Consider the following 24,957-nt stretch of genomic DNA (forward strand, 5'->3'; position numbering starts at 1 on the left):
CAAGCTTTACTCCCACAGACTCAGGAACGAGCGAGCGCCAGCAGTTGCTCACGCCACGCCGCTTTCGCCGGCAACGCCAGGAACGACGCATTCAACAGCGATTCCCGCGGCGGATAGCAGAACCGCTCGCCGCTCAAGTCCAACACCTCGCCGCCCGCGCCTTCCAACACCCCCTGGGCCGCGGCAGTGTCCCACTGGGACGTCGGCGCCAATCGTGGATAGCAATCCGCCGCGCCTTCGGCCACCAGGCAAAACTTCAATGAACTGCCGATGCTGGTGAGCTGCAACTCCCCCAGGCTCTGGCTCAGACCGCTCAAGAGACGCTCCTGCTCCGGGCTGCTATGACGGCGGCTGGCGACCACGGTGAGCGCTTCGCCCGGCGCCGGTACGTTGCGCACCGCTACCGGCACAGGCTCGGCGCACTTGTCGCCACGCCAGGCGCCCAGCCCCGCGCCGCCAACGTAGAAGCGGTCGCTGGTGGGCATCGATACCACGCCAAACACCACGTGCCCCTGCTCGACCAGCGCAATGTTGACGGTGAACTCCTCGCTACCGGAAATGAACTCCTTGGTCCCATCCAGCGGATCCACCAACCACCAGCGTTGCCAGCCGGCGCGCACATCCTGGGCGATATTGGCGTCCTCTTCGGACAGGATCGGGATCTCCGGGGCCAGGGCCGTCAGCCCGGCCACGATGACATCGTGAGCGGCCATGTCCGCGGCGGTAACCGGCGACTCGTCGGCCTTGTGGACAACCTGCACGTTGGCACGCCAGAAAGGCAGGATCGCCGCCCCGGCCTTGAGCGCCAGTTCGACCACCGGGGCCATCAGGGGATGAGGGTAATTCATGCCAGGAACGCTCCGCGCAGGGTCAGCAAGTCACGAGCCAGGTACAACGCCGCCAAGGCGCGGCCCTCGGTGAATTGTGGATTTTGCGCCAGGGACGACAATTCGCGCAGGTTGACCTTGTCCACGCGCATCGGCTCAGGCTCATCACCTTCCAGCCGTTCTTCGTACAGGTCCGTCGCCAGCACCACTTGGATTTTCTGGCTCATGTAGCCGGGAGACAACGACAGCTCGGTCAGATGCTCCAATTGGCGCGCGCCAAAACCGGCCTCTTCCTTGAGTTCCCGCTCGGCCGCCGCCAGCACGTCCTCACCCGGCTCGATCAAGCCCTTGGGCAGCGACAGCTCGTAAGCGTCGGTACCGCCGCAATACTCTTCCACCAACACCGCGTGGTCGGCATCGAGCATCGCCACGATCATCACAGCGCCGTAACCCGGCCCCTTGCCCGCCAAACGCTCGTAGGTGCGCTCCACGCCATTGGAAAAACGCAGCTTCAGCTCCTCCACACAAAACAAGCGGCTGGTGGCGACGATCCGTCGATCGAGTATGGTGGGTTTCTGGCGCATAAACGGCTCCCTGGGCGATAGCAGGCTACTATACCCGGCCTATCCTGATTGTTTGTGGCGGATATCCGATTACCGCTGGAGAAGTTTTATGGCCTTGCTGCCCTGGCACGAGATCGACACGGTGCTGCTGGACATGGACGGCACCCTGCTGGACCTGCATTACGACAACCACTTCTGGATGGAACACCTGCCCCAGCGCTACGCCGAACTGCATGGCGTGAGCCGGGCCATGGCCGAGATGGAACTGCAACCGCTGTTCGAACGCAACGCCGGCCAGTTGCAATGGTACTGCCTGGATTTCTGGAGCACAGAGCTGAAGCTGCCGGTGCGCGAACTGAAACTGGAAACCGCGCACCTGATCGCCTTGCGCCCGGATGCCGATACCTTCCTGGCGGCGATCCAGCGAGCCGGCAAGCGCGTGGTGATGATCACCAATGCCCATCGCGACTCGCTGTCCCTGAAGCTGGAACGCATCGAGCTTGCCCCTTATTTCGAGCGCTTGATCAGCTCCCACGACTACGGCTTCCCCAAGGAAAATCCGCAATTCTGGGACGCGCTGAAAGCCGACCTGGACTTCGACCCGGCTCGCAGCCTGTTCATCGACGACACCCTGCCGGTATTGCGCAGTGCCCGGGATTTCGGCGTAGCACACCTGCTGGCCGTCAGCGAACCGGACAGCCGCAAGGGACCGAAGGATACGGGGGAGTTCGAGGCGCTGGGGGACTATCGGGATCTGATTGCAGGACTTTGAACAGCGTTGCTCCCATCGCGAGCAGGCTCGCTCCCACAAGGGATCTTCGGTTTCCAGCGATCCCTGTGGGAGCGAGCCTGCTCGCGATAGGGGCTATACGGTCCTGGATCTACTCAGGAATGCGCAACGACTGTCCCGGATAGATCTTGTCCGGGTTCTTGAGCATCGGTTTGTTGGCCTCGAAGATTTTCATGTACTTGTTCGCATCGCCATAGACCCGCTTGGCAATCGCACTCAAGGTGTCGCCTCTTTCGACCGTGACGAATCTGGCCTCCTTCGCCACCGGGCCGGTCACCGTGATCTGGTCATCGACACCGCTGATACCGGCCACATTACCCAATGCCAACAGGATCTTTTCCTTCTCTTCCTGACTCGCGGCTTCACCCGTGGCTACGACTTTTTCGCCCTCGACCTTCACCTGGATCTTCGAAGTATCAATGCCCGTCAGCGCGTCCCGCACGTGCCGGGTCAGCGCTTCACCATTGGCCTGGGCCTTGTCGGGTGTCAACGCATCAAGAATTTTCTCACCGGCATCTTTCAAAAAACTGAAAAGGCTCATCGTATTCTCTCCCTGGGTTTGAATGTCCAGACGTAACAGCCTAGACCCGAACGAAACGAACCTCGTGCCCGGCCGACCAATGACCGCGTCACGCGCAAACGCTAGAATTCAAATCTCCCCGCGCCCTGGAGCGAAGATGGACATCAAGCAGCTGAAATTTCTCATCGCGCTGGACGAAACCCGCCACTTCGGCCAAGCCGCCGCACGCTGTCACATCACCCAACCGACCTTGTCGATGCGCCTGCGCAGCCTCGAAGAGGAACTTGACCTGCCGCTGGTCAATCGTGGCCAGCGCTTCGAGGGCTTCACCGCGCCAGGGGAACGAGTGCTGGCTTGGGCGCGAACGGTGCTGGCGGCTTATGACGGCCTGCAGGCCGAAGCGGCAGCCTGCCGTGGCAATCTGGTCGGCACCTTGCGCCTGGGTGTGGTGCCGCTGTCCGACTTCGACCCGTTGTCGATGATGCAACGCCTGCACGCCGAGCACCCGGACCTGCGTTTCGAACTATCGTCCCTGAGCTCCGAACAGATCCTCGAACAACTGGCGAACAACCGCATCGATCTGGGCGTTTCCTACCTCGAGCGCCTGGACAACGAGCGCTTCGAATCCTTGCCGTTCAGTCCTACCCGCATGGGCCTGCTCTACGATCAGCGCTTTTTCTTTTTCGGTGAACAACCACTGACCTGGCAAGCACTGATCGAATTGCCCTTGGGCATGCTTACCAGCGGCATGCATTTTCGCCAGTCCATCGACCACAACTTCCACAGCCGCGGCCTCGCACCCCGTCCGGTGTTGCAAACCGACGCGGTGCACCAGTTGCTGCAAGCCGTCCACGGCGGGTTGTGTTGCGCGGTGATGCCATTGAACAGTGGCCTGGATGTGCTGACCGAAGACCTGCGCATGCAACCCATCGTTGACGCGCAAACCCTGGTCCCGCTGGGGCTCATCATGCGCCGCGGTGCCCCACGCTCGGCGTTGGCAGAGGCCTGTTTCGCCCCCTATCAGAAATCAACAGTTACAACTTGATCGACGCCATCTATCGATAGATCGGTAATAGCGATTAGACGTGGCAGATTGCCGCATTTAGTCTTATCACTATTCGAATCGTCGGTGATGCCATGAAAGCCAAGCCTCCGGTCTGTCCGGTGCCCGCCGCGCAAACGCCCGCGCCCAGCGCCAGCCAGAGCTATCACTACAGCAACCTGGATCATTCCCAAACGGACAGCACAGCCCTGGCCGAGGAAGTGGCGCTGGCGATCGCCTATAACGGCATCAGTCAGGCAGTCATGCTGGTCACCCCCACCGATCTTGAGGATTTCATCATCGGTTTCAGTCTGGGCAGCGGCATCATCGAAGACCCGTCGGACATCTATGACCTGCAACTGAGCGGCACCGGCTCCGCACAATATGCCCAAGTGACCATCGCCAACCGCGCCTTCTGGAACCTCAAGCAACAACGCCGGCAACTGGCCGGTACCAGTGGCTGCGGCCTCTGCGGCGTGGAAGCCGTGGAGCAAGCGTTGCCGGACCTGAAAGTACTGCCCGGCGCACCGCTGCCACCCGCGCAATGGCTCGATGGCCTGCGCCAACGCATCGGCCAATTCCAGCCCCTGGGCCAGCACTGCGGCGCCGTCCATGCCGCGCTGTTCATGAATGGCCAGGGCGAGTTGCTGCTGGGCCGCGAAGACATCGGCCGCCACAACGCCCTCGACAAACTGATCGGCGCCTTGGTCCGGCAACAGATTCCGGTGGTCGATGGCGTTGCGATCGTCACCAGTCGCTGCAGCCTCGAACTGATCCAGAAAGTGTTACGGGCCGGCATCCAGACGCTGGTGAGCCTGTCGTCGCCCACCGGCCTTGCCGTGCAATGGGCCCGTAGACACAACCTCAATCTTATTCACCTGCCGCAAAAAAGTGCGCCGCGGGTCTACAGCCCTGCGATGGAGAAACACGCGTGAGCAAGCATCAACAAGCCGACCAGAAACCCGTACCGCGCTATAAGCCCTACAGGGGCCCGGCCGGTGGTTGGGGAGCGCTGATCAGTGTTACCCAGGCCTGGCTGACCAGCGATAATGCGCTGAAAAACCTCCGCATGATGCTCAAGACCAACCAGAACGGCGGCTTCGACTGCCCGGGCTGTGCCTGGGGCGATTCGCCGGAAAGCGGCATGGTCAAGTTTTGCGAAAACGGCGCCAAGGCGGTGAACTGGGAAGCGACCAAGCGCCGTGTCGATGCTGCATTTTTCTCCCGGCACAGCGTCACGTCATTGCTGGAGCAAAGCGACTACTGGCTCGAATACCAGGGCCGCCTGACCGAGCCGATGAGCTACGACGCCGAAACGGATCGCTACAAGCCCATCAGCTGGGAAGCGGCGTTTGCCCTCATCGCCAAGCACTTGCAAGGGCTGTCCAGCCCGAACCAGGCCGAGTTCTACACCTCCGGCCGGGCCAGCAACGAAGCGGCGTACCTGTACCAATTGTTCGTGCGCGCTTTCGGCACCAACAACTTCCCCGACTGCTCGAACATGTGCCACGAAGCCAGCGGCGTAGCGCTGTCGCAGAGTGTCGGCGTGGGCAAGGGCACGGTGACATTCGATGATTTCGAGCATTCCGACGCGATTTTCGTCTGGGGCCAGAACCCCGGGACCAACCACCCCAGGATGCTCGAGCCGCTGCGCGAAGCAGTGAAACGCGGTGCCCAGGTGGTTTGCATCAATCCACTCAAGGAGCGTGGCCTGGAGCGCTTCCAGCATCCGCAGAACCCGTTCGAGATGCTCACCAACGGCAACAAACCCACCAACACCGCGTTTTTCCGGCCAGCCCTGGGCGGAGACATGGCCATCTTGCGCGGCATGGCGAAATTCCTGCTTCAATGGGAACGTGAGGCGCAAAACACCGGCGCTCCCGCCGTGTTCGACCACGCGTTTCTCAACGAGCACAGTGCCAATGTGCTGGAATACCTGGCCGTAGTCGACGACACCTCATGGGAGCAGATCGTCGAGCAGTCGGGCCTGACCCTGGTGGAAATCGAGCAGGCGGCGCGCATGTACGCCAACAGCAAGAACGTGATCATGTGCTGGGCGATGGGCATCACCCAGCATCGCCACTCGGTGGCGACCATCCAGGAAATCGCTAACCTGATGATGCTGCGCGGCAATATCGGCCGGCCCGGCGCGGGCCTGTGCCCGGTTCGTGGCCACAGCAACGTGCAGGGCGACCGGACCATGGGCATTAATGAGCGCCCACCCGCGGCGTTTCTCGACACGCTGGAGCGGCGCTTTCAGTTCAAGGTACCGCGGGAAAACGGCCACAACGTGGTCGAGGCGATCCATGCCATGGCCGCGGGTCAGGCGAAAGTGTTCATCGGTCTGGGTGGCAACTTCGCCCAGGCCACCCCGGACAGTCACCGGACTTTCCAGGCCCTGAGCAACTGCGACTTGACCGTACAGATCAGCACCAAGCTCAACCGCAGCCACCTGGCCCACGGGAAGGAAGCATTGATTCTGCCGTGCCTGGGGCGCACCGACATCGACCGGCAAGCCGCCGGCTCGCAAGCGGTCACTGTTGAAGACTCTTTCAGCATGGTCCACGCGTCCAATGGGCAACTGGAACCCCTGTCGAACCAGATGCGCTCCGAGCCCTGGATCATTGCCGGCATGGCCGCCGCCACCCTGGGCGCCCGCCCGGTGGACTGGAGCTGGCTAGTGGCCGACTACAGCCGCATCCGCGACCTGATCGCCGACACCATCCCAGGCTTCAGGGATTTCAACGAGAAACTGCACAACCCCGGCGGTTTCTACTTGGGCAACAGTGCCAGCGCACGTCGTTGGAGTACCCCGTCGGGCCGCGCCAACTTCAAGCCCAACCGATTGCCAGCTGATCTGGTGCATGAGCGCACCCGCGCCACCGGTCAGTTACCGGACCTGATCCTGCAATCCATGCGCTCCCACGACCAGTACAACACCACCATCTACGGCCTCAATGACCGTTATCGTGGGGTGAAAGGTCAGCGTGACGTGCTGTTCGTCAATGAAGCCGACATCATTCGCCTGGGCTTCAAGCCAGGGCAGAAGGCCGATATCGTCTCGCTCTGGGATGACGGTCGTGAGCGGCGGGTCAAGGGTTTTACCTTGCTGGCATTCGACATCCCTGCCGGACAGGCTGCCGCCTACTACCCTGAGGTGAATCCATTGGTACCGCTGGAAAGCACAGGCGACGAAAGCGATACCCCAACCTCGAAGTTCGTGGCAATCCGTCTGGAGGCGGCGAGTGAGGATGGGTTGATCCTGGCCAAGTCGGCCTGACCATTTCTTTTCACCCGCCCACAAAAAAGGCCGTTTTCCATAGAAAACGGCCTGTCCGAAGTAGCTAAAGACCGGTGCAAATACATTAAGTTCCGACCGAAAAACAATAACTTAGAGAATTGTGCACAACTCGTGTTACTCGTCGGATTTCGATTGTCACCAAGCGAAGCCAGCCTCAGGATCGCGCCGTCATCCCTTTGAGGCTCCTCTATGAAGTTCTCCTCCATTCTCTTGTTGTCCCTTGGCCTGATCAGTGGCGTCGCGTCTGCCGGCGGCACCGCCGAAGCAGGTGTGGGCGGCGCATTGGGCGGGGTTTTGGGTTCGGTTGTTGGCCAGTCCCTGGGCGGCAATACCGGTTCGACCATCGGTGCGGCCCTGGGCGGCGCGGGCGGTAGTGCCGTCGGCGCAGACAAGCACAGCCGTGGCGAAGCGGCGATCGGCGGCGCGCTGGGTGCGGCCGGCGGTAACGTGGTTGGCCGTAGCGTCGGTGGCAGCACCGGCAGCCTGATCGGTGCGGCAGCAGGCGGTGGCGCCGGCGGCGCACTGGGTAACTACATGGGCAAGGACGATGACGATGATCGTCGCTATGAAGGTCGCCGCGGTGACCGCCGCTACTACCGTGACGGCCATCCGGGTCGTGGCCATGCCTACGGGCATCGCAAGCATCACCGCTACTACCGCGACTAACCAAGCGGGCTGATACCAGCCGAATCTGGAGATCGCAGCCTACCGCTTGCCGGAGGCTGCGATTTTTCGTTTCAAACCAGCAACTGTTCCAGGGCTGCACGCAACCGATCCGGAATCGCCACCGGCCGATTCGACGCCCGGTCCACGAACACGTGGACAAAGCGCCCCGCTGCGCAGGCCTCTTCCTCTCCCGCCTTGAATACCGCCAGTTCATACTGCACCGAACTGCTGCCCAACTTCCCGACCCGCAGGCCCACGTCAATTCGCTCGGGGAATGCGATGGACGCAAAGTAGTCGCAGGCCGAACTCACCACAAACGCCACGACCTCCCCACCCTGGATATCCAGGCCGCCGACCTCGATCAGGTAGGTGTTCACCGCCGTATCGAAGAAGCTGTAGTAGGTGACGTTGTTGACGTGACCGTACACGTCGTTGTCATGCCAACGCGTAGTGATGGCTTGCAGGTGAGGGTATTCGGTACGTTGGGGCATCAGTTGTCCTTTTCGGTTGTCAGTGGTCGTTGCGGGGGGTGGTTACCGCTGCGCGAATCCCTTGCCTTGGGCCGCCAGCTCCCCGATCAGACGCGCAGGCCTCCACTGGTCTCCCTGCTTGGTTTCGAGCTCCAACAGTCGCGCGTGGATATCCTCAAGTCCTTGCTGGTCAGCCCAGGCCATCGGACCACCTTTGTCCGCCGGAAAGCCGTAGCCATTGAGGTACACCAGGTCGATGTCGTGGGCCGACCCGGCAATGCCTTCCTGCAGGATCTTCGCACCCTCGTTGACCAATGCCAGCAGGCAGCGCTCGAGAATTTCCCCACTGTCGATCTCCCGGCGCTGAAAACCCAGTTCCTCACTGACTCGCTGCACCAACGCATCGACCTCTACGTCGTGCTCGGCCTGTCGGCTGCCGGGCTCGTAATGGTAATACCCGTTGCCGCTTTTCTGACCGAACCGTCCGAGCTCGCACAAGCGGTTGTCTACCTGCACCTCAGGGGCATCCTGGCCTTTGCCCGCCAGTTCCCGTGCACGCCACTCCAGGTCGATCCCGACCACGTCGTACATCCGGAAGGGCCCCATGGCAAAGCCGAAGCCCTGCAACGCCGCGTCGATCTGATGAGGAAACGCGCCCTCCAGCAACATCTTGCGAGCTTCCAACACATAGGGGTGAAGCATCCGGTTGCCGATGAATCCATGGCAATTGCCCGACACCACACTGACCTTGCCCATGCGACTGCCCAGCGCCAGGGCTGCGTCCAGCACCGACCTGGAGGTCTGCGCGCCGCGAACGATTTCCAGCAGCTTCATGATGTGCGCCGGACTGAAGAAATGCAGGCCCAGAACCTGGCTTGGCCGGCGCGTCGCGGCGGCAATGGCATCGATGTCCAGGGCCGACGTGTTGCTCGCCAGGATGGCCTCGGGTTTGAGCAAGCCATCCAGCTCTCTGAAGATCTGCTGCTTGAGCTCAAGGTTTTCATACACCGCTTCGATCACCAGATCCACGTCACGGATCGCCGCGTAGTCGCCTGCGCTGATCACTCTGGCAATACGGGCATCGGCTTCACCCTGGTCGATACGGCCCTGGCGCACGCCATGGGCATAGGTCTCGGCCACGGCTGCGAGCGCCTGTTCGAGCATTTGCGGATTGTTGTCGACCCACCGCACCGTCACTCCGGCATTGGCCAGGCACATCACGATGCCCCGCCCCATGGTGCCTGCACCGATCACGGCGGCGTGCTCAATCGTCTGGCTCATGTCTGTTCTCTCGTCGGCGATCCAAAGACAGCCTTCACCTTAGTCAGCCGCAGGCAGTTTTTGAAATTTATTCGTGTGATGAGCGGCATTCAGCGGATGGATGCAGATCACAGGCGCACTGGTGGATGTTGCCCTTGAAAACAGCCACGGCTGCCTTTTCCTTTGCCATGAGGTGATACAAAACCGAGCACTTTGATGCCTCGTTCCGGCGCCGTTCGCGGGTTAAGGTGCACCGTCAATTCACGCGCTACATCGGGCCAGGAGGCCCGATGATCAAGAGCTCTGTTCAAGGACCGAACCATGCCACATCTGTTTTCCGCGCTACGCGTCCTGGCCATCACGTCAGCGTCACTGCTGGCCGGCTGCCTGACCATTCCTGAACAATCCGGCGTGGAGCCGGCCGTGTTCGAAACCCCCGAGTATCTCGCGCAACAAGGCCTGTCCGTCGTGAAGGCTTCGGCTTTGTATGCTCGTGGCGGCACCGGCCAGAACGTGACCGTGGCGCTGGTCGACTCGGGACTCAACACCCACCTGCAAGAGTTCGAAGGCAGGTTGGATGATCCGGGATACGACTATGTCGAGGATCGTCCCGGCACGGTCGACCGCGTCGGCCACGGCACCCAGATGGCGGGCATACTCGCCGCCAACAAGGACGATCAGGGCATGCACGGGATCGCCTTCAACGCCCGGCTGATCCCCTTTCGCTTCGGCGACAACAACGAGCCATTTTTCTTCGACAGCGAGATTGCTCGATCCTGGCAAAGTGGCTTCGACAAGGGCGCCCGCCTGTTCAACAACTCGTGGGCCAACGCCATTCCCGCAACCGAAATCAACGAATCACGTTACAACCAGGTAATGCCTGACTCACTGGGCGTTGCCCGAAAGCTGGTATCGGAAGGCGCCGTGTTTGTCTTTCCGACTGGCAACGAACTCAAGCGCGAGCCCTTGGCCGAACCAGGGTTGCCGGCGGCATTGCCTGAGCTGGAAAAAGGCTGGATCGCGGTCGTCGCACTGAAGAACGACGGCAGCGCCATCAACGGCAAATCCAATTATTGCGGGGTCGCGGCGGCGTGGTGCATCGCCGTTCCCGGTGGGGACGCAGGTGCCCAGGCAGGCCTGCTCACCGTTGCCAAGGATGGACGTTACGTACATACCGCCGGCACCTCCCCGGCTGCCGCGTTAGTCACCGGCGCATTGGCTGCGCTGCAAAGCCTTTATCCACAACTCAGTCCGCAGCAGGTACGTGAGCACCTGCTGGCGACGAGCAATCGCACGGGTATCTACGCCAACAGCGAGGCCTATGGTCGAGGGTTGATGGACCTTGAGGCGGCTTCTCTACGCGCTCCTGAATCAATGGTTGATTGATAAACTTCAAAGGGAAAAAACCATGTCACACAAACTGACCATCCTCGTCATCACCGCATCCCTGCTATTGGGCGGATGCATGAAAATTCCCGAGATACCGCCACTGCTTGCTCACTGTACAGCCCCGACCATAGCGCCTACGGCTTCTTCATTGCTTGGCTGACCCTGCGCAGCGTCATATTTCGTTCACCGAGTGTCTGGTAGGGCCGTGATCTATGACGGCCTTATCAGAAGCAGCCTACCGCCTCTTGGGCAGTACCTACAGCGCACCTGTAGGACCTCATGGAGAACGACGCAGAAAATGGAGACAGCCAGCAAGCATCACGAATAAGGTGCTCATCCAAGCGTCAGACGCCGGTAAACGTCCTACGCAACCTGTCCCTCCAGGCCATATTGCAGCCCTCGAATAGAGCTCTCTATAGTCCACGGCGCGATTCAAAAGTCGTACCGAAGAGGCTCAAATGCAAATACCCAACCCGCCCGTCGAGCAATACCAGCGGCTCAACAGCACACCTGTGCTGGTCATCGACACCGAGGCCGATCTCCAGCACCTCTGCGACGCCGCCGCCCAACGAATCCAAGCCTCCAGCAACCTGCTGGAGACCCTGCATTGCCTTTGCTTCGAGCATGCCGATGTAAAGGACATTCCCAGCATTGTCCATGCGCTTTATCTGTTGGTTCAGGACGGCAGCGAACTGCTGGAGGTGGTACGGCAGCGATTGCGCTAGGCACAAGGGCCTGCGGGATCGCCAGAGGGCCAAGTAGCAATATCCTGGCTGTTTCTCGCTTCCTGACAGATGGAATAATTCCAGTCCTCAGCCAAAGCAGACGTGCGTGAGGGATGGACACGAATAGCCGCCCACAAAAAAACCGCCCCGAAGGGCGGTTTTTCTATTCACGGACCAAATCTTACAACTGCGGACCAGCCGCCTTGATCGCGTCGCTCACTTCGAACTTCTTGAAGTTTTCGATGAACAGGCCAGCCAAGGCCTTGGCGGCTTCGTCGTAGGCGGCCTTGTCGGCCCAGGTGTTGCGTGGGTTCAGCAGGCCGGTCTCAACGCCTGGAACGGCCAACGGCACGTCCAGATTGATGATGTCCAGGTGTTCGGTTTCGGCACCAATCAGCGCGCCGCTCTGGATCGCCGCGATCACCGCACGGGTGGTCGGGATGTTGAAGCGTTTGCCGACACCATAGCCACCGCCGGTCCAGCCGGTGTTGACCAGGTAGACCTTGGAGCCAAAGCCACGGATACGCTTGATCAGCAATTCCGCGTATTCACCGGCCGGACGCGGGAAGAACGGCGCGCCGAAGCAGGTGGAGAAAGTCGACTTGATGCCGCTGCCCGAGCCCATTTCGGTCGAGCCTACCAATGCGGTGTAACCCGACAGGAAGTGGTAGGCAGCTTGTTCTTCGCTGAGGATCGACACAGGTGGCAGCACGCCGGTCAGGTCGCAGGTCAGGAAGATCACAGCGTTAGGCTCGCCACCGAGGTTCTTCGGTGCGCGTTTTTCGATCAGTTCGCGCGGGTAGGCGGCGCGGCTGTTCTGGGTCAGGCTGTCGTCGGCGTAGTCGGCTTTCTTGGTGACTGGGTCCAGGACGACGTTTTCCAGTACGGCGCCGTGCTGGATGGCTTTCCAGATCACCGGCTCGTTCTTCTCGGACAGGTCGATGCACTTGGCATAGCAACCGCCTTCGATGTTGAAGACCACACCCACGCCCCAGCCGTGCTCGTCGTCGCCAATCAGGTAGCGGCTTTCGTCGGCGGACAGGGTGGTCTTGCCGGTGCCCGACAGGCCGAAGAACAGGGTCACATCGCCCTCTTCGCCCATGTTCGCGGCGCAGTGCATTGGCAGTACGTCAACGGCCGGCAGCAGGAAGTTCTGGACGGAGAACAGGGCCTTCTTCATTTCACCGGCGTAGCGCATGCCGGCGATGAGGACTTTCTTGGCCGCGAAGTTGATGATCACGGTACCGTCGGAGTTGGTGCCGTCACGCGCAGGCTCGCAAACGAAGTTCGGCGCGTTGAGGATCTGCCATTCATCCTTGCCGCCGGCGTTGTACTGCTCGGGGTTGATGAACAGGCAACGACCGAACAGGTTGTGCCAGGCAGTCTCGGTGGTCATCTTGACCGGGAGGTAGTGCGCAGGATCGGAACCTACATGCACGTGGGACACGAAACGCTCACGCTCGCCCAGGTAGGCTTCAACACGGTTCCACAGGGCATCGAACTTGTCGGCCGGGAACTTGCGGTTGATCGGGCCCCAGGCGATGGCGTTCTGGGTGCTCGGTTCTTCTACGATGAAACGGTCGGCTGGCGAGCGACCGGTACGATGACCGGTACGAACAACCAGCGCGCCAGTATCGGCAAGCTCGCCTTCACCGCGATTCAGGGCTTCTTTGACCAGATCATCGACACTCAGATCGGTATACACGGCGTTATTGGCTTGCGTCATGTGGTTCCCCATCGGCCCTTGGCCGAGTGCTCCAAACGTTTTGTAGTAGGAAGTCGCGCACTACTACCCGAAAAAAGTGGGCCGGATTATGCCAGAAAAGCCCAAAAAGAGTAGGGCCCTCCCGTCAGTACGGCGTAAATCCGGCGTTTGTCAGGAGATTTACCTGCACTGAACCGATTCAGTGTCGAGTATCTGACGGTGCATCGACGCCCGCTCCGGCGAACAATTGAGCAACGTCCGCCCCATCGAACAGGTAACGCTCATTGCAAAACTGACAATCGATCTCGATGGCGCCGCCATGTTCGATGACCAGTTGCTGCGCATCTTCCAGACCCAGACTGACCAGCGCATTGCCGGATCGTTCACGAGAGCAACTGCATTGGAAGCGCAGCGGCAACTCGTCGAACAGCCGCACGGCTTCTTCATGATAGAGACGATGCAAGACCGTTTCGTTGTCCAGGCTCAGCAATTCATCGGCGCTCAAGGTGCTGGCCAGAGCGGTGATGTGCTGCCAGCTGGCATCCCGTTCTTCAGGATCTCGAATGCGGTCGACGGGCAACTGTTGCAGCAACAGGCCGCGGGCGCGCCGCCCGTCGGCATAGAGCCAGAATTTTGTATTGGTCTGCTGGGACATGACGAAGTAATTGGTGAAGCATTCGGCCAGGGACGCGCCGTCGAGATCGACAATGCCCTGATAGCGCTTGCCATGGGTCGGATCGACCGTCAGGGCCAGCACACCATCGGGCATCAGGTCGGTCAGCGTCGCTTCAGGGGCAATCTGATCGGCGTGATAGCGGGCCAGGCCTCGAATCTCGCGCTCGCTGGAGCATTCGATCATCAGCATCGGCACCGGGCCTTCAGAGCGAGCCTGGAGGATCAGCAAGCCATCGAATTTCAACGTACCGATCAACAGCGACGCAGCCGCCATCAACTCACCGAGCAGTTGCGCGACCGGCTCCGGATAGGGGTGCTTGGCAAGGACTTCGGCATAGCTACGCTCCAACGCCACCAGTTCGCCACGAGCGTCGATGTCATCAAAGATGAAACGTTGGGTGCAGTCGTTATCCGGTAAATCAGTCATAAGGGTGGGTATCTGAGGTGATGGCAAAGGATGCCGAACATTTTATGGGCATTCGGAGGAGGTTCCAAGCAAGGGAGGGATTGGGGCTGGACGGCCACACCGTTCGTGGCATCCAACACCTACCTGTGGCGAGGGGATTTATCCCCGCTGGGGCGCGCAGCGGCCCTGTCTTTTTGGGGCCGCTACGCAGCCCAGCGGGGATAAATCCCCTCGCCACAGATAGATCTCCCAGCCATCGCCGATTACGCCGGGAGCACTTTTATTCGCTGTTACTGCCACGAAACTTGAACAGATCCCGACGCTGTTTCTTGCTCGGTTTGCCGTCGGTACTGACGCCCAGGGCACCAGCCTTGCGCTGGGCAGCGGCGGCTTCGCGCCTGGCGACGCTGGCTTCGGTTTCACGATACAGGGTCTGCGCTTCAGGCGCCCCACGCCGCACAATCGACAACGCCTCGACCACTACGGTCTTTTCATCGAACCCGGCGCGAATGACATACTCGTCCCCGACGCGGGGCTCTTTGCCCGGCTTGCAACGTTCGCCCCGATGGTGGACCTTGCCGCTTTCGATGGCGGCCTTGGCGAGCGCACGTGTTTTATAGAATCGCGCCGCCCACAACCATTTATCGAGACGGACCTTGTCGTCCTCTTCCTGTTTTTGTGCCACTGCAATTCCTCTTTCTGCCAATAGCCAGAACTGTACTACCGTTTTTGTCGGGCGCACGAATCCACGCCGACAGATAGAATGCCGACCGAACCAGCCTCATCGGCAAATCTTGCACTGAAGTCGAGCGCACGAATCAGCCACACAGGCCACTGGATAACTGTCGCCATTTTGTGATTATTCTGTACCCATGCCGCGACTCGCGGGCTCCCTGATCCGAAGTACCGATCACAGGTTGTTTTTATTGAAGACTTTTGACCATTTGACCGTTGTCGGTCTGCGCGAGTGGGTGGCGCTCCCGGATCTGGGAGTCGCGGGTCTACGGGCAAAAATAGATACCGGCGCCAGTACCTCCAGCCTGCACGCCACCGACATCGAGCCATTCGAGCGTGACGGTGAAAAATGGGTACGCTTCACTGCGCACCTGGGCACGGTGGTACAACTGCGTCATCGCCGCTGCGAAGCCCCGCTGGTGGCGCGCAAGACGATCAAAAGCTCCAACGGTCATGCCCAGGTCCGCTACGTGATCAGCACCACGCTCGCGCTCGGGGATCGGATCTGGCGGGTCGAGTTCACCCTGGCTTGCCGCAAGTCCATGCGCTATCGCCTGCTGTTGGGTTCCAAGGCCTTGATCGACGGCCAGTTGGTGGTCAATCCAGGCATCAAATACGTCCAGGACAAGCCGGCATTCCCGGTGTCCACTACCTCTGCCACAGGTGTTGCATGAAGATCGCTGTGCTGTCGCGTAATCCGCGTCTGTATTCCACTCGTCGCCTGGTTGAGGCCGGGACTGAGCGTGGCCATGAAATGGTGGTGATCGACACCCTGCGCGCCTATATGAACATCGCCAGCCACAAGCCGCAGATCCACTATCGGGGCCAGCCACTGGAAGGATTCGATGCGGTGATCCCGCGCATCGGTGCATCCGTGACCTTCTATGGCTGCGCCGTGTTGCGCCAGTTCGAAATGATGGGGGTATTCCCTCTCAACGAATCCGTGGCGATCGCCCGCTCCCGGGACAAGCTGCGTTCGCTGCAGCTGCTGTCGCGGCGCGGTATCGGCCTGCCGGTCACCGGTTTTGCCCATTCACCCGACGACATTCCCGACCTGATCGCGATGGTCAATGGCGCACCGCTGGTCATCAAGGTGCTGGAAGGCACTCAGGGTATCGGCGTGGTCCTGTGCGAAACCGCGACAGCGGCAGAATCGGTGATCGAAGCATTCATGGGCCTCAAGCAGAACATCATGGTCCAGGAATACATCAAGGAAGCTGGCGGCGCGGACATCCGTTGCTTCGTGGTCGGCGACAAGGTCATCGCATCGATGAAGCGTCAGGCCCGGCCTGGGGAGTTTCGCTCCAACCTCCATCGCGGCGGCAGCGCCAGCCTGATCAAGATCACGCCGGAAGAACGCATGACCGCCCTGCGCGCCGCAAAAGTCATGGGCCTGGCCGTGGCAGGTGTCGACATTCTGCGCTCCAATCACGGCCCTCTGGTGATGGAGGTCAACTCCTCGCCCGGCTTGGAAGGCATCGAGACCACCACGAGCAAGAACGTGGCAGGAATCATCATCGAGCATCTGGAAAAGAATGGCGGGCCGAACATGACCCGGACCAAGGGCAAGGGTTAACACAGCCCCCTTGTGGGAGCGAGCCTTTGTGGGAGCTGAGCTTGCACAAGTTTGCTATACCGCATCCCTGGGCAACATCAACCCCAACGGCAACCGCACCCGCGCTTCCAATCCGCCACCGACACGGTTGCGCAGCTCGACGTTGCCACCGTGCATCGAGGCAATGCGCTTGACGATCGCCAGGCCCAACCCCGTGCCCTTTCCGCCCCGGGCACGGTCGCCACGGGTGAAGGGGTTGAAAATGGCTTCCAGCTCCGACGGATCGATGCCGGCGCCACGGTCCATGACGCTCAGCACCACATAAGGCGCGTTGGTGTCGCCAGAGACGTAGGCCGCTACCTCGACCCCGGCGCCGGCATGGTTCAAGGCATTGCCGATCAGGTTGTTCAGCAACCGCTTCATCGACACCCGACGCAACGGAAACGGCTGGATCGGCTCCAGCTGCAGGTGCACTTTTTCGTCGCCCTGGTTATAGGGGGCGACCACTTCCCGCACCAACTCGCTAAGGTCCACTTCCTCCACCGACTCGTCCCGTCCGTCGCGGATGAACGCCAGGAACTGGTCGAGAATGGCATCCATGTCCTCGATGTCACGGACCATTTCATGGGTCAGGTCGGTGCGTTCGCCCATCAGTTCAAGCGAAAGCCGCAACCGGGTCAGCGGTGTGCGCAGGTCGTGGGAGACTCCGGCGAGCATCAGCTCACGCTCGCGTCCGGCCTGCTCGACGTCTTCGGCCATCTGGTTGAAGGCTCGGTACACTTCGGTCATTTCACTGGGCGTATCGCTGATGGGCAGCCGCACGCTGCGCCCCTGGCCCAACTGACGGGCCGCGTAGACCAGGCGTTTCAACGGTTGGTTGAGCTGGCTGACGAAGATCCAGGCCGACGCCGTAGACAGCAGGCCGATGGCGAGGAACCAGCCCAGTACGTTCCAGATTTTCTGGCCTCGCAGGGGATGCGGGTACAACGGCACCTTCAGCCAGCCGTCCCCCAGGCTTGGGGCACGCACCCACAACGCCGGGGGCGAGTGCATGCGCAGGCGCACCTCGGTATCGGCGCCCAGTTCGGCCTGCATCTGCCGTTGATAGATCTCGCTGTAGGGCCAGTGCTGTTCGCCTTCCGGTACACCGGCACCGACGACCCGGATCAGCGTCGCCGCCTCGGCGATCTTCGCCCGATTGGTTTCATCGGCCGCCCAATAGGCCCGCAGGGTCAAGGCAACGCCGTGACTGTACTGGCGGTCCACCAGGACGTCTTCATTCATCAGCAGGTAGACCAACGTCAATGCCTTGGAAAAGAGCACGACGATCAGCACCAGCCAGAGGGTGCGGGAGAAGAAACTCTGGGGGAACCAAACCGGGGTTTTCATGGATAACCGCTACACACTTGCAGGAGCGAGCGATGCTCGCATACTGACGGACCGCGAGTCGCCTGGAAGAAGAAATTCAACCTGCCAGGCCACCCGCTCCTACAAATCGCCGATCACTTGCTGGCGGCACCATCCGGCACGAATACATAGCCCACGCCCCAGACGGTCTGGATATAGCGAGGTTTGGAAGGATCCGGCTCGATCATCCGGCGCAGACGGGAAATCTGTACGTCGATGGAACGCTCCAGCGCATCCCACTCGCGACCACGGGCCAGGTTCATCAGTTTGTCCCGGGTCAGCGGCTGACGGGCGTTCATCACCAGGGCCTTGAGCACGGCGAACTCGCCGGTGGTCAGCATGTGAATTTCATCACCACGCTTGAGCTCACGGGTGGCCAGGGACAGCTCGTAGTCGCCGAAGGTCACGCTTTCGTCTTCGCTGCCCGGGGCACCCGGCACCGGGGCCGACTGACGACGCAGGACCGCCTTGACCCGGGCCATGAGCTCGTCGGGATTGAATGGCTTGGCCAGGTAATCGTCGGCGCCCAGTTCCAGTCCCTTGATACGGCTCAGCTCGTCGCCCTTGGCAGTGAGCATGATGATCGGGATCTGGTTGTTCGCGCCGCGCAGGCGGCGGCAGGCCGTCAAGCCATCCTCGCCAGGCAGCATCAGGTCGAGGACCACCAGGTTGAAGACTTCACGGGCCAGCAGCCGATCCATCTGTTCGGTATTGGGTACGGTGCGGGCCCGGTAGCCCTTGCTGACGAAAAAGCGCTCCAGCAGGCTGCTCAGCCCCGGGTCGTCGTCAACGATAAGAATTTTTTCGCCTTCAGCAGTTTGTGCAGTGCTGCTCATAGGAAGCTCCTTTGATCTCGGCGCGCATTATGGCCTAGCTGCCGTTATACGCACCGTGTGCATTGTTAGCAGATTTTTCCTCCATCTCCACCAATACGGGTATCGGACCTACAGACCATGACCCCCCCGAAGGACAGAACGCTGGTTATAATGCGCGGCCTTTTGTGCCTTGGGATGTCGAATCGTTACCCTCGACGGGCCTTTTTCCCTTTGGCCAGGCAGCACTTTTTGAATTTCGCGGGTCAACAGGCAGCCTCTTTTGACCCAGGCAGCGGCCCACGCCAGGCCGCTCAACCAGTCTCGCTGAGCCCTGTTCCTGCGCCGGCGAGCCTGATTTCATAATTTGTCAGGTGGTTTTATGGACAGCATCAACAGCCGCATCGCCGAGGAACTCGGCGTACGCCCGCAACAGGTCGAAGCGGCCGTCGCGCTACTCGATGAAGGCTCCACAGTGCCTTTTATCGCCCGTTACCGGAAAGAAGTGACCGGCAGCCTCGATGACACCCAATTGCGTCATCTGGAAGAGCGCCTGCGCTACCTGCGTGAACTCGACGAACGGCGTATCAGCATCCTGGCCAGCATCCAGGAACAGGGCAAGCTGACCCCGGCACTCGAACGCGACATCAAGCTGGCGGACACCAAGACCCGCCTCGAAGACTTGTACCTGCCCTACAAGCAGAAGCGTCGCACCAAGGGCCAGATCGCCCTGGAAGCCGGGCTTGGCGAGCTGGCCGACGGGCTGTTCAACGACCCGACCCTGGCGCCAGAAGCCGAAGCCGCGCGTTTCGTCGATGCCGAAAAGGGCGTGGCGGACGTGAAAGCGGCGCTGGAAGGCGCCAAGTACATCCTTATGGAACGCTTCGCCGAAGACGCCAACCTGCTGGAAAAGCTGCGCAACTTCCTTAAACAGGAAGCCATCCTCAGTGCCCGCGTGATTGCAGGCAAGGAAGAGGAAGGGGCGAAATTCCGCGATTACTTCGAACACGACGAACCGCTCAAGAGCGTGCCGTCCCACCGCGCCCTGGCGATTTTCCGTGGCCGCAACGAGGGCATCCTCAGCTCCGCGCTGAAGGTCGGCGATGAGTTGCCCGGCACCATGCACCCCTGCGAAGGCATGATCGGCCAGCAGTTCGGCATCCAGAACCAGAACCGCGCCGCCGACAAATGGTTGGCAGAGGTGGTGCGCTGGACCTGGAAGGTCAAGCTCTACACCCACCTGGAAACCGACCTGCTGGGCGAACTGCGGGACAACGCCGAGACCGAGGCAATCAACGTCTTCGCCCATAACCTGCACGACCTGCTGCTGGCGGCACCGGCCGGCCCACGCGCCACATTGGGCCTGGACCCGGGCCTGCGTACCGGTTGCAAGGTGGCGGTGGTGGACTCCACCGGCAAGCTGCTGGACCACGCGACGGTCTATCCCCACGTCCCGCACAACAAATGGGACCAGACCCTCGCAGTGCTCGCGGCCCTGTGCGCCAAGCATTCGGTGGACCTGATCGCCATCGGCAACGGCACCGCCAGCCGTGAAACGGACAAACTGGCCGCCGAGCTGATCAAGAAATACCCGGCCATGAAGATGACCAAGGTCATGGTTTCCGAGGCTGGTGCTTCTGTTTATTCGGCCTCGGAACTGGCGTCCAAGGAGTTCCCGGACCTGGACGTGTCGATCCGTGGCGCGGTGTCGATTGCCCGTCGCCTGCAGGATCCGCTGGCGGAGCTGGTGAAGATCGACCCGAAATCCATTGGTGTCGGCCAGTACCAGCACGATGTGTCCCAGTTGAAACTGGCCCGCGGCCTGGACGCCGTGGTGGAAGACTGCGTAAACGCCGTGGGTGTGGACGTGAACACCGCTTCGGTGGCGCTGCTGGCGCGCATCTCTGGCCTCAACGCTACGCTGGCGCAGAACATCGTCACCCACCGCGATGAGCACGGCGCCTTCAAGACCCGCGCCGCGTTGAAGAAAGTCCCGCGCCTGGGGGAAAAGACCTTCGAACAGGCCGCCGGCTTCCTGCGCGTCATGAACGGCGACAACCCATTGGATTCGTCGGCGGTCCACCCTGAAGCCTACCCGCTGGTGCAACGCATCGCCGCCCAGACCGATCGCGACATCCGCTCACTGATCGGTGACGCTTCGTTCCTCAAGCGCCTGGATCCGAAGAAATTCACCGACGAAACCTTCGGTCTGCCCACCGTCACCGACATTCTGCAGGAGCTGGAGAAACCGGGCCGTGACCCGCGCCCCGAGTTCAAGACCGCCGAATTCCAGGAAGGCGTCGAAGACCTCAAGGATCTGCAACCCGGCATGATTCTCGAGGGTGTGGTGACCAACGTCACCAATTTCGGGGCGTTCGTCGACATCGGCGTGCATCAGGACGGTCTGGTGCACATTTCGGCCTTGTCGGAGAAATTCATCAAGGATCCGCGCGAAGCCGTGAAGGCCGGTGATGTGGTGAAGGTGAAGGTCATGGAAGTCGACATTCCGCGCAAACGCGTCGGCTTGTCGATGCGCATGAGCGACACGCCCGGCGAGAAAGTCGACGGTGCCCGCGGCCCTCGCCCAGGCTCAGCGCCGCGTCAGTCACAGAACACCGCGCCGCGCAAGGAAACCGCCACGGCGGCCCCGGCCAACAATGCCATGGCCTCGCTGTTCGCCAACGCCAAGCAGTTGAAGAAACGCTGATGGACACGCCGGCCGAGTTGGTGGAAAGCGCCTTCTTCAAGCTGCTCGGCTGCCGCCTGCACAGCCTGGGGGACGGGGTGGCGCAAGTTGCCCTGGCCCTGGAGCCGCCGTTGCGCAATCGTGGCGGCAAGCTGCACGGCGGCGCACTGTTCAGCCTGGTGGACATCGCCATGGGCCTGGCTTGCTCCAGTGTCCATGGCTTTGATCAACAGAGCGCAACCATCGAATGCAAGATCAACTACATTCGCGCCGTGTCCGACGGCGAGGTGCTGTGCACGGCCCGGGTCATCCACCCGGGGCGACGTACGCTGGTGGTCGAGGCCGAAGTGACCCAGGGCGACAAGCTGGTCGCAAAAGCACAAGGCACCTTCGCTGTCCTATAGCTCCCTGTCATCGATTTGAGTTAATTTCGGCGCAACAGAAACAGCGTCGCAACTCCCTGTGGGAGCGAGCCCGCTCGCGATAACGGTGTGTCAGTCGCATCAACGCAGCTGATTCACCGCAATCGCGAGCACGCTCGCTCCCACAGGAGACTGCGATGATCCGTTCTTGGCCGTACAAAACCAGGCGATAACGCCAGTTTCAACTTCACCCTTGTAGAGCGCCTTGCCCACCCCCATATTGGGGCGACTGACGCGTGAAGGAATTCAACTTGAGCGACCTCTTAAACCGCCGCCTGGCCCTGCTCGGCGAGCGCGCCAACCTCTCCCTGCTCGAGCAGTGCCTGCACGGTATCGAACGTGAATGCCTGCGTGTCACGGACAGCGGGCGCCTGGCGTTGACTCCGCATCCCGAAGCCCTGGGCTCGGCGCTGACCAACGAGCAGATCACCACCGACTATTCCGAGTCGCTGCTGGAGTTCATTACCCCGGCCCTGGCGGACCCGGCCGATACCCTGAGCAGCCTCGACAGGATCCACCGGTTCGTCTACAGCAAACTCGGTGACGAGTACCTGTGGAGTCCGTCGATGCCGTGCCCGCTGCCGGCGGAAGAAGAGATCCCGATCGCGTACTACGGCACCTCGAACATCGGTCGGCTCAAGTACGTCTATCGCCAGGGCCTGGCCCTGCGCTACGGCAAGACCATGCAATGCATCGCCGGGATCCATTACAACTTCTCCCTGCCGGAAAAACTCTGGCCGCTGCTCCGCCAGGCCGAGGCGGCAGACGTCAGCGACCGGGATTTCCAGTCGCTGGCCTACATCGCGCTGATCCGTAATTTCCGTCGCTACAGCTGGCTGCTGATGTACCTGTTCGGTGCCTCGCCGGCCCTGGACGCCGGTTTCCTGCGCGGTCGCCCGCATCAGTTGGAACAACTGGACCCGGACACCCTGTACCTGCCCTATGCCACCAGCCTGCGCATGAGCGACCTGGGTTACCAGAGCAACGCCCAGGCTGGCCTGACGCCGTGCTACAACGACCTGGCCAGCTACACCGACAGCCTGCGCAAAGCGGTGGCGACGCCTTATGCACCGTATGTCGAAGTCGGCACGCATCGGGACGGTGAGTGGGTGCAGCTCAACACCAACATCCTCCAGATCGAAAACGAGTACTACTCCAACATCCGCCCCAAACGCGTGACCTACACCGGCGAACGTCCGATCCAGGCCTTGATGGCCCGGGGCATCCAGTACGTTGAAGTACGCTGCCTGGACATCAACCCGTTCCTGCCATTGGGCATCGACGTCATCGAGTCCCGTTTCCTCGATGCGTTCCTGTTGTATTGCGGCCTCAACGAGAGTCCGTTGTTCGAAAGCAGCGAATGCGGCAATGCCACCGACAACTTCCTGACCGTGGTCAAGGAAGGCCGCAAGCCGGGCCTGCAACTGCAACGCCAGGGCCAATCGGTGGACATGCAGGCATGGGCCATCGAACTGCTGGAGCAGATCGCGCCGCTGGCGTCGTTGCTCGACCAGAGCCAGGGTGGCGATGCTCACCGCCAGGCCCTGGATGCACAACTGGCGAAGGTCCGGGATCCGTCCCTGACCCCATCCGCGCAGGTACTGGCGGCCATGGCGGAACATCAGGAAAGCTTCGCCCAGTTCTCCCTGCGCCAGAGCAAGGCCCACGCCGAGTTCTTCCGTGCCGAACCATTGCCTGCCCAGGAACAGGCCGCGTTCGAAGCATCCGCTCGCGAATCCCTGGCCCAGCAAGCCGAGCTGGAACAGAACGAAGTGGGGGATTTCGACGTGTTCGTGGGTTCGTATCAGGCGAGCATTCTGGCGATCAGTAACTAGATCGCACTTGTCGAGCAAGTCAGTGTGGCGAGGGAGCTTGCTCCCTCGCCCGCTCCCGGCGATCAATTTTTTCGCTGATAAGCTTATGCGAAAAAGTTATTTATTTTTGAATTCTTAGATCATTTAGTCTCCTTCAACGCCGAACATCCGGCGGCCTGTCGAGGAGCTTTCCCCATGACTTTGAGTTTCCCCCTTCGCCTTCTCGCAGCCGCCTCCCTGGCTGCCGCGAGTCTGTTTGCCCAAGCCGCCGACCTGACCGTCGCCTACCAGACCACCGTCGACCCGGCCAAGGTTGCCCAGGCCGACGGCACCTATGAAAAAGCCACCCAGGCCAGCATCGACTGGCGCAAATTCGATAATGGCGCCGACGTCATTGCCGCCATCGCCTCGGGCGATGTGCAGATCGGTTACCTCGGTTCCAGCCCGCTGACCGCCGCCATCACGCGCAAGGTTCCGGTGGAAACCTTCCTCATCGCTACCCAGATCGGCGCCGCCGAGGCCCTGGTAGTCCGCGACGGCTCCGGGATCAACACCCCGCAGGACCTGATCGGCAAGAAGATCGCCGTACCATTCGTTTCCACTGGCCACTACAGTCTGCTCGCCGCGTTGAAGCACTGGGGTATCGCCCCGTCGCAAGTCACCGTACTCAACCTCGCGCCACCGGCCATCATCGCCGCCTGGAAGCGTGGCGACATCGATGCCACCTATGTCTGGGACCCGGCCCTGGGCGTGGCCAAGGAGAACGGCAAGGTACTGATTACCTCGGCGGAGCTGGCCAAATTCGGCGCGCCAACCTTCGATGCCTGGATCGTGCGCAAGGACTTCGCCCAGAAACACCCTGAAATCGTCACCGCCTTCGCCAAAGTCACCTTGGACGCCTACGCCCAATACCGCAAGGATCCGCAAGCCTGGCTGGCAAACACGGCCAACATCGACAAGCTGGTGAAACTCTCCGGCGCCAAGGCCAGCGACATTCCGCTGTTGCTGCAAGGCAACGTGTATCCACTGGCGGCGGACCAGGTCGTGAGCCTCGGCGCGCCGACCACCCAGGCCATCACCAACACCGCTGCGTTTCTCAAGGAGCAAGGCAAAGTGGAAGCGGTCCTGCCCGACTACGCCCCTTACGTCAGCGCCAAATACATCACTCACTGATCGCCAGGAAAAAG

The 24,957-nt window shown here is 61.1% G+C and carries 23 protein-coding genes; 13 read left to right on the top strand and 10 right to left on the bottom strand.

Features of this window, described 5'->3' with window-relative positions:
* Positions 1–20: 20 nt before the first annotated feature.
* Both cysQ and nudE read right to left on the bottom strand, forming a co-directional pair.
* On the bottom strand, positions 21–848 hold the full coding sequence (gene cysQ, locus CGA22_RS12935) for a 3'(2'),5'-bisphosphate nucleotidase CysQ (protein WP_041024608.1): 828 nt from the start codon (positions 846–848) through the stop codon (positions 21–23).
* Positions 845–1,411, bottom strand: a complete 567-nt coding sequence (nudE, locus tag CGA22_RS12940; protein ID WP_041024607.1) for an ADP compounds hydrolase NudE — start codon at positions 1,409–1,411, stop codon at positions 845–847. The genes cysQ and nudE overlap by 4 nt, the downstream gene beginning before the upstream one ends.
* Positions 1,412–1,499: 88 nt before the next feature.
* Here nudE and yrfG point away from each other — a divergent pair, with 88 nt between their 5' ends.
* Positions 1,500–2,162, top strand: a complete 663-nt coding sequence (yrfG, locus tag CGA22_RS12945) for a GMP/IMP nucleotidase (protein WP_041024606.1) — start codon at positions 1,500–1,502, stop codon at positions 2,160–2,162.
* Between the two features lie 109 nt (positions 2,163–2,271).
* On the opposite strand, the gene lysM is transcribed toward yrfG, so the two are convergent.
* Complete coding sequence (lysM, locus tag CGA22_RS12950; RefSeq protein WP_041024605.1) at positions 2,272–2,721, bottom strand: peptidoglycan-binding protein LysM; 450 nt, start codon at positions 2,719–2,721, stop codon at positions 2,272–2,274.
* A gap of 136 nt (positions 2,722–2,857) precedes the next feature.
* On the opposite strand from lysM, the gene CGA22_RS12955 reads away from it, so the two are divergent.
* From CGA22_RS12955 to CGA22_RS12970, 4 genes are all read left to right on the top strand, one after another.
* Positions 2,858–3,745, top strand: a complete 888-nt coding sequence (locus CGA22_RS12955; RefSeq protein WP_188258607.1) for a LysR family transcriptional regulator — start codon at positions 2,858–2,860, stop codon at positions 3,743–3,745.
* 92 nt (positions 3,746–3,837) lie between these two features.
* Positions 3,838–4,677, top strand: coding sequence for a formate dehydrogenase accessory sulfurtransferase FdhD (fdhD, locus tag CGA22_RS12960; protein ID WP_041024670.1), 840 nt, complete (start codon positions 3,838–3,840; stop codon positions 4,675–4,677).
* A complete protein-coding gene (locus CGA22_RS12965; RefSeq protein WP_041024669.1) occupies positions 4,674–7,022 on the top strand; it encodes an FdhF/YdeP family oxidoreductase in 2,349 nt (782 codons plus the stop codon). The genes fdhD and CGA22_RS12965 overlap by 4 nt, the downstream gene beginning before the upstream one ends.
* 210 nt (positions 7,023–7,232) lie before the next feature.
* Positions 7,233–7,709 (top strand): glycine zipper domain-containing protein, encoded by a 477-nt coding sequence (locus tag CGA22_RS12970; RefSeq protein ID WP_041024668.1) that lies wholly within the window; start codon positions 7,233–7,235, stop codon positions 7,707–7,709.
* A 71-nt stretch (positions 7,710–7,780) separates the two neighbouring features.
* Here the strand turns inward: CGA22_RS12970 and CGA22_RS12975 are convergent, their stop codons facing one another.
* Both CGA22_RS12975 and CGA22_RS12980 read right to left on the bottom strand, forming a co-directional pair.
* Entirely contained in the window at positions 7,781–8,200 is a 420-nt protein-coding gene (locus CGA22_RS12975; RefSeq protein ID WP_041024667.1) for an acyl-CoA thioesterase, read from the bottom strand.
* A 42-nt stretch (positions 8,201–8,242) separates the two neighbouring features.
* Positions 8,243–9,460, bottom strand: coding sequence for a 3-hydroxyacyl-CoA dehydrogenase (locus CGA22_RS12980; RefSeq protein ID WP_041024666.1), 1,218 nt, complete (start codon positions 9,458–9,460; stop codon positions 8,243–8,245).
* A gap of 300 nt (positions 9,461–9,760) precedes the next feature.
* Here CGA22_RS12980 and CGA22_RS12985 point away from each other — a divergent pair, with 300 nt between their 5' ends.
* Together CGA22_RS12985 and CGA22_RS12990 are read left to right on the top strand one after the other, a co-directional pair.
* On the top strand, positions 9,761–10,825 hold the full coding sequence (locus CGA22_RS12985) for a S8 family peptidase (RefSeq protein WP_052435201.1): 1,065 nt from the start codon (positions 9,761–9,763) through the stop codon (positions 10,823–10,825).
* A 461-nt stretch (positions 10,826–11,286) separates the two neighbouring features.
* Positions 11,287–11,553 (top strand): hypothetical protein, encoded by a 267-nt coding sequence (locus CGA22_RS12990; protein ID WP_041024665.1) that lies wholly within the window; start codon positions 11,287–11,289, stop codon positions 11,551–11,553.
* A 181-nt stretch (positions 11,554–11,734) separates the two neighbouring features.
* Here the strand turns inward: CGA22_RS12990 and CGA22_RS12995 are convergent, their stop codons facing one another.
* From CGA22_RS12995 to CGA22_RS13005, 3 genes are all read right to left on the bottom strand, one after another.
* Entirely contained in the window at positions 11,735–13,279 is a 1,545-nt protein-coding gene (locus CGA22_RS12995) for a phosphoenolpyruvate carboxykinase (RefSeq protein ID WP_041024664.1), read from the bottom strand.
* Between the two features lie 178 nt (positions 13,280–13,457).
* On the bottom strand, positions 13,458–14,360 hold the full coding sequence (gene hslO / locus CGA22_RS13000; RefSeq protein WP_041024663.1) for an Hsp33 family molecular chaperone HslO: 903 nt from the start codon (positions 14,358–14,360) through the stop codon (positions 13,458–13,460).
* A 259-nt stretch (positions 14,361–14,619) separates the two neighbouring features.
* A complete protein-coding gene (locus tag CGA22_RS13005; RefSeq protein WP_041024662.1) occupies positions 14,620–15,024 on the bottom strand; it encodes an RNA-binding S4 domain-containing protein in 405 nt (134 codons plus the stop codon).
* Positions 15,025–15,265: 241 nt separating this feature from the next.
* On the opposite strand from CGA22_RS13005, the gene CGA22_RS13010 reads away from it, so the two are divergent.
* Together CGA22_RS13010 and rimK are read left to right on the top strand one after the other, a co-directional pair.
* Positions 15,266–15,748, top strand: coding sequence for an ATP-dependent zinc protease (locus tag CGA22_RS13010; protein ID WP_041024672.1), 483 nt, complete (start codon positions 15,266–15,268; stop codon positions 15,746–15,748).
* Positions 15,745–16,650 carry a 30S ribosomal protein S6--L-glutamate ligase gene (gene rimK, locus CGA22_RS13015; RefSeq protein ID WP_041024661.1) on the top strand — a complete coding sequence of 302 codons (906 nt, stop codon included), beginning with the start codon at positions 15,745–15,747 and terminating at the stop codon, positions 16,648–16,650. Before CGA22_RS13010 ends, rimK begins: the two co-directional genes overlap by 4 nt.
* 54 nt (positions 16,651–16,704) lie before the next feature.
* Here the strand turns inward: rimK and CGA22_RS13020 are convergent, their stop codons facing one another.
* Both CGA22_RS13020 and ompR read right to left on the bottom strand, forming a co-directional pair.
* Positions 16,705–18,018, bottom strand: a complete 1,314-nt coding sequence (locus CGA22_RS13020; RefSeq protein ID WP_041024660.1) for an ATP-binding protein — start codon at positions 18,016–18,018, stop codon at positions 16,705–16,707.
* A gap of 113 nt (positions 18,019–18,131) precedes the next feature.
* Positions 18,132–18,872 carry a two-component system response regulator OmpR gene (ompR, locus tag CGA22_RS13025; RefSeq protein WP_025211284.1) on the bottom strand — a complete coding sequence of 247 codons (741 nt, stop codon included), beginning with the start codon at positions 18,870–18,872 and terminating at the stop codon, positions 18,132–18,134.
* 358 nt (positions 18,873–19,230) lie between these two features.
* Here ompR and CGA22_RS13030 point away from each other — a divergent pair, with 358 nt between their 5' ends.
* The 4 genes from CGA22_RS13030 to tauA all read left to right on the top strand — a co-directional run bounded on the left by CGA22_RS13030 (position 19,231) and on the right by tauA (position 24,943).
* A complete protein-coding gene (locus CGA22_RS13030; protein WP_041024659.1) occupies positions 19,231–21,555 on the top strand; it encodes a Tex family protein in 2,325 nt (774 codons plus the stop codon).
* Positions 21,555–21,938, top strand: a complete 384-nt coding sequence (locus tag CGA22_RS13035) for a PaaI family thioesterase (protein WP_041024658.1) — start codon at positions 21,555–21,557, stop codon at positions 21,936–21,938. Before CGA22_RS13030 ends, CGA22_RS13035 begins: the two co-directional genes overlap by 1 nt.
* Positions 21,939–22,207: 269 nt before the next feature.
* On the top strand, positions 22,208–23,791 hold the full coding sequence (gene gshA, locus CGA22_RS13040) for a glutamate--cysteine ligase (RefSeq protein WP_041024657.1): 1,584 nt from the start codon (positions 22,208–22,210) through the stop codon (positions 23,789–23,791).
* A gap of 174 nt (positions 23,792–23,965) precedes the next feature.
* Entirely contained in the window at positions 23,966–24,943 is a 978-nt protein-coding gene (tauA, locus tag CGA22_RS13045; RefSeq protein WP_041024656.1) for a taurine ABC transporter substrate-binding protein, read from the top strand.
* Positions 24,944–24,957: the final 14 nt, after the last annotated feature.

This window comes from Pseudomonas sp. PSB18 (assembly GCF_014596565.1).
Classification (GTDB): Bacteria; Pseudomonadota; Gammaproteobacteria; order Pseudomonadales; family Pseudomonadaceae; genus Aquipseudomonas.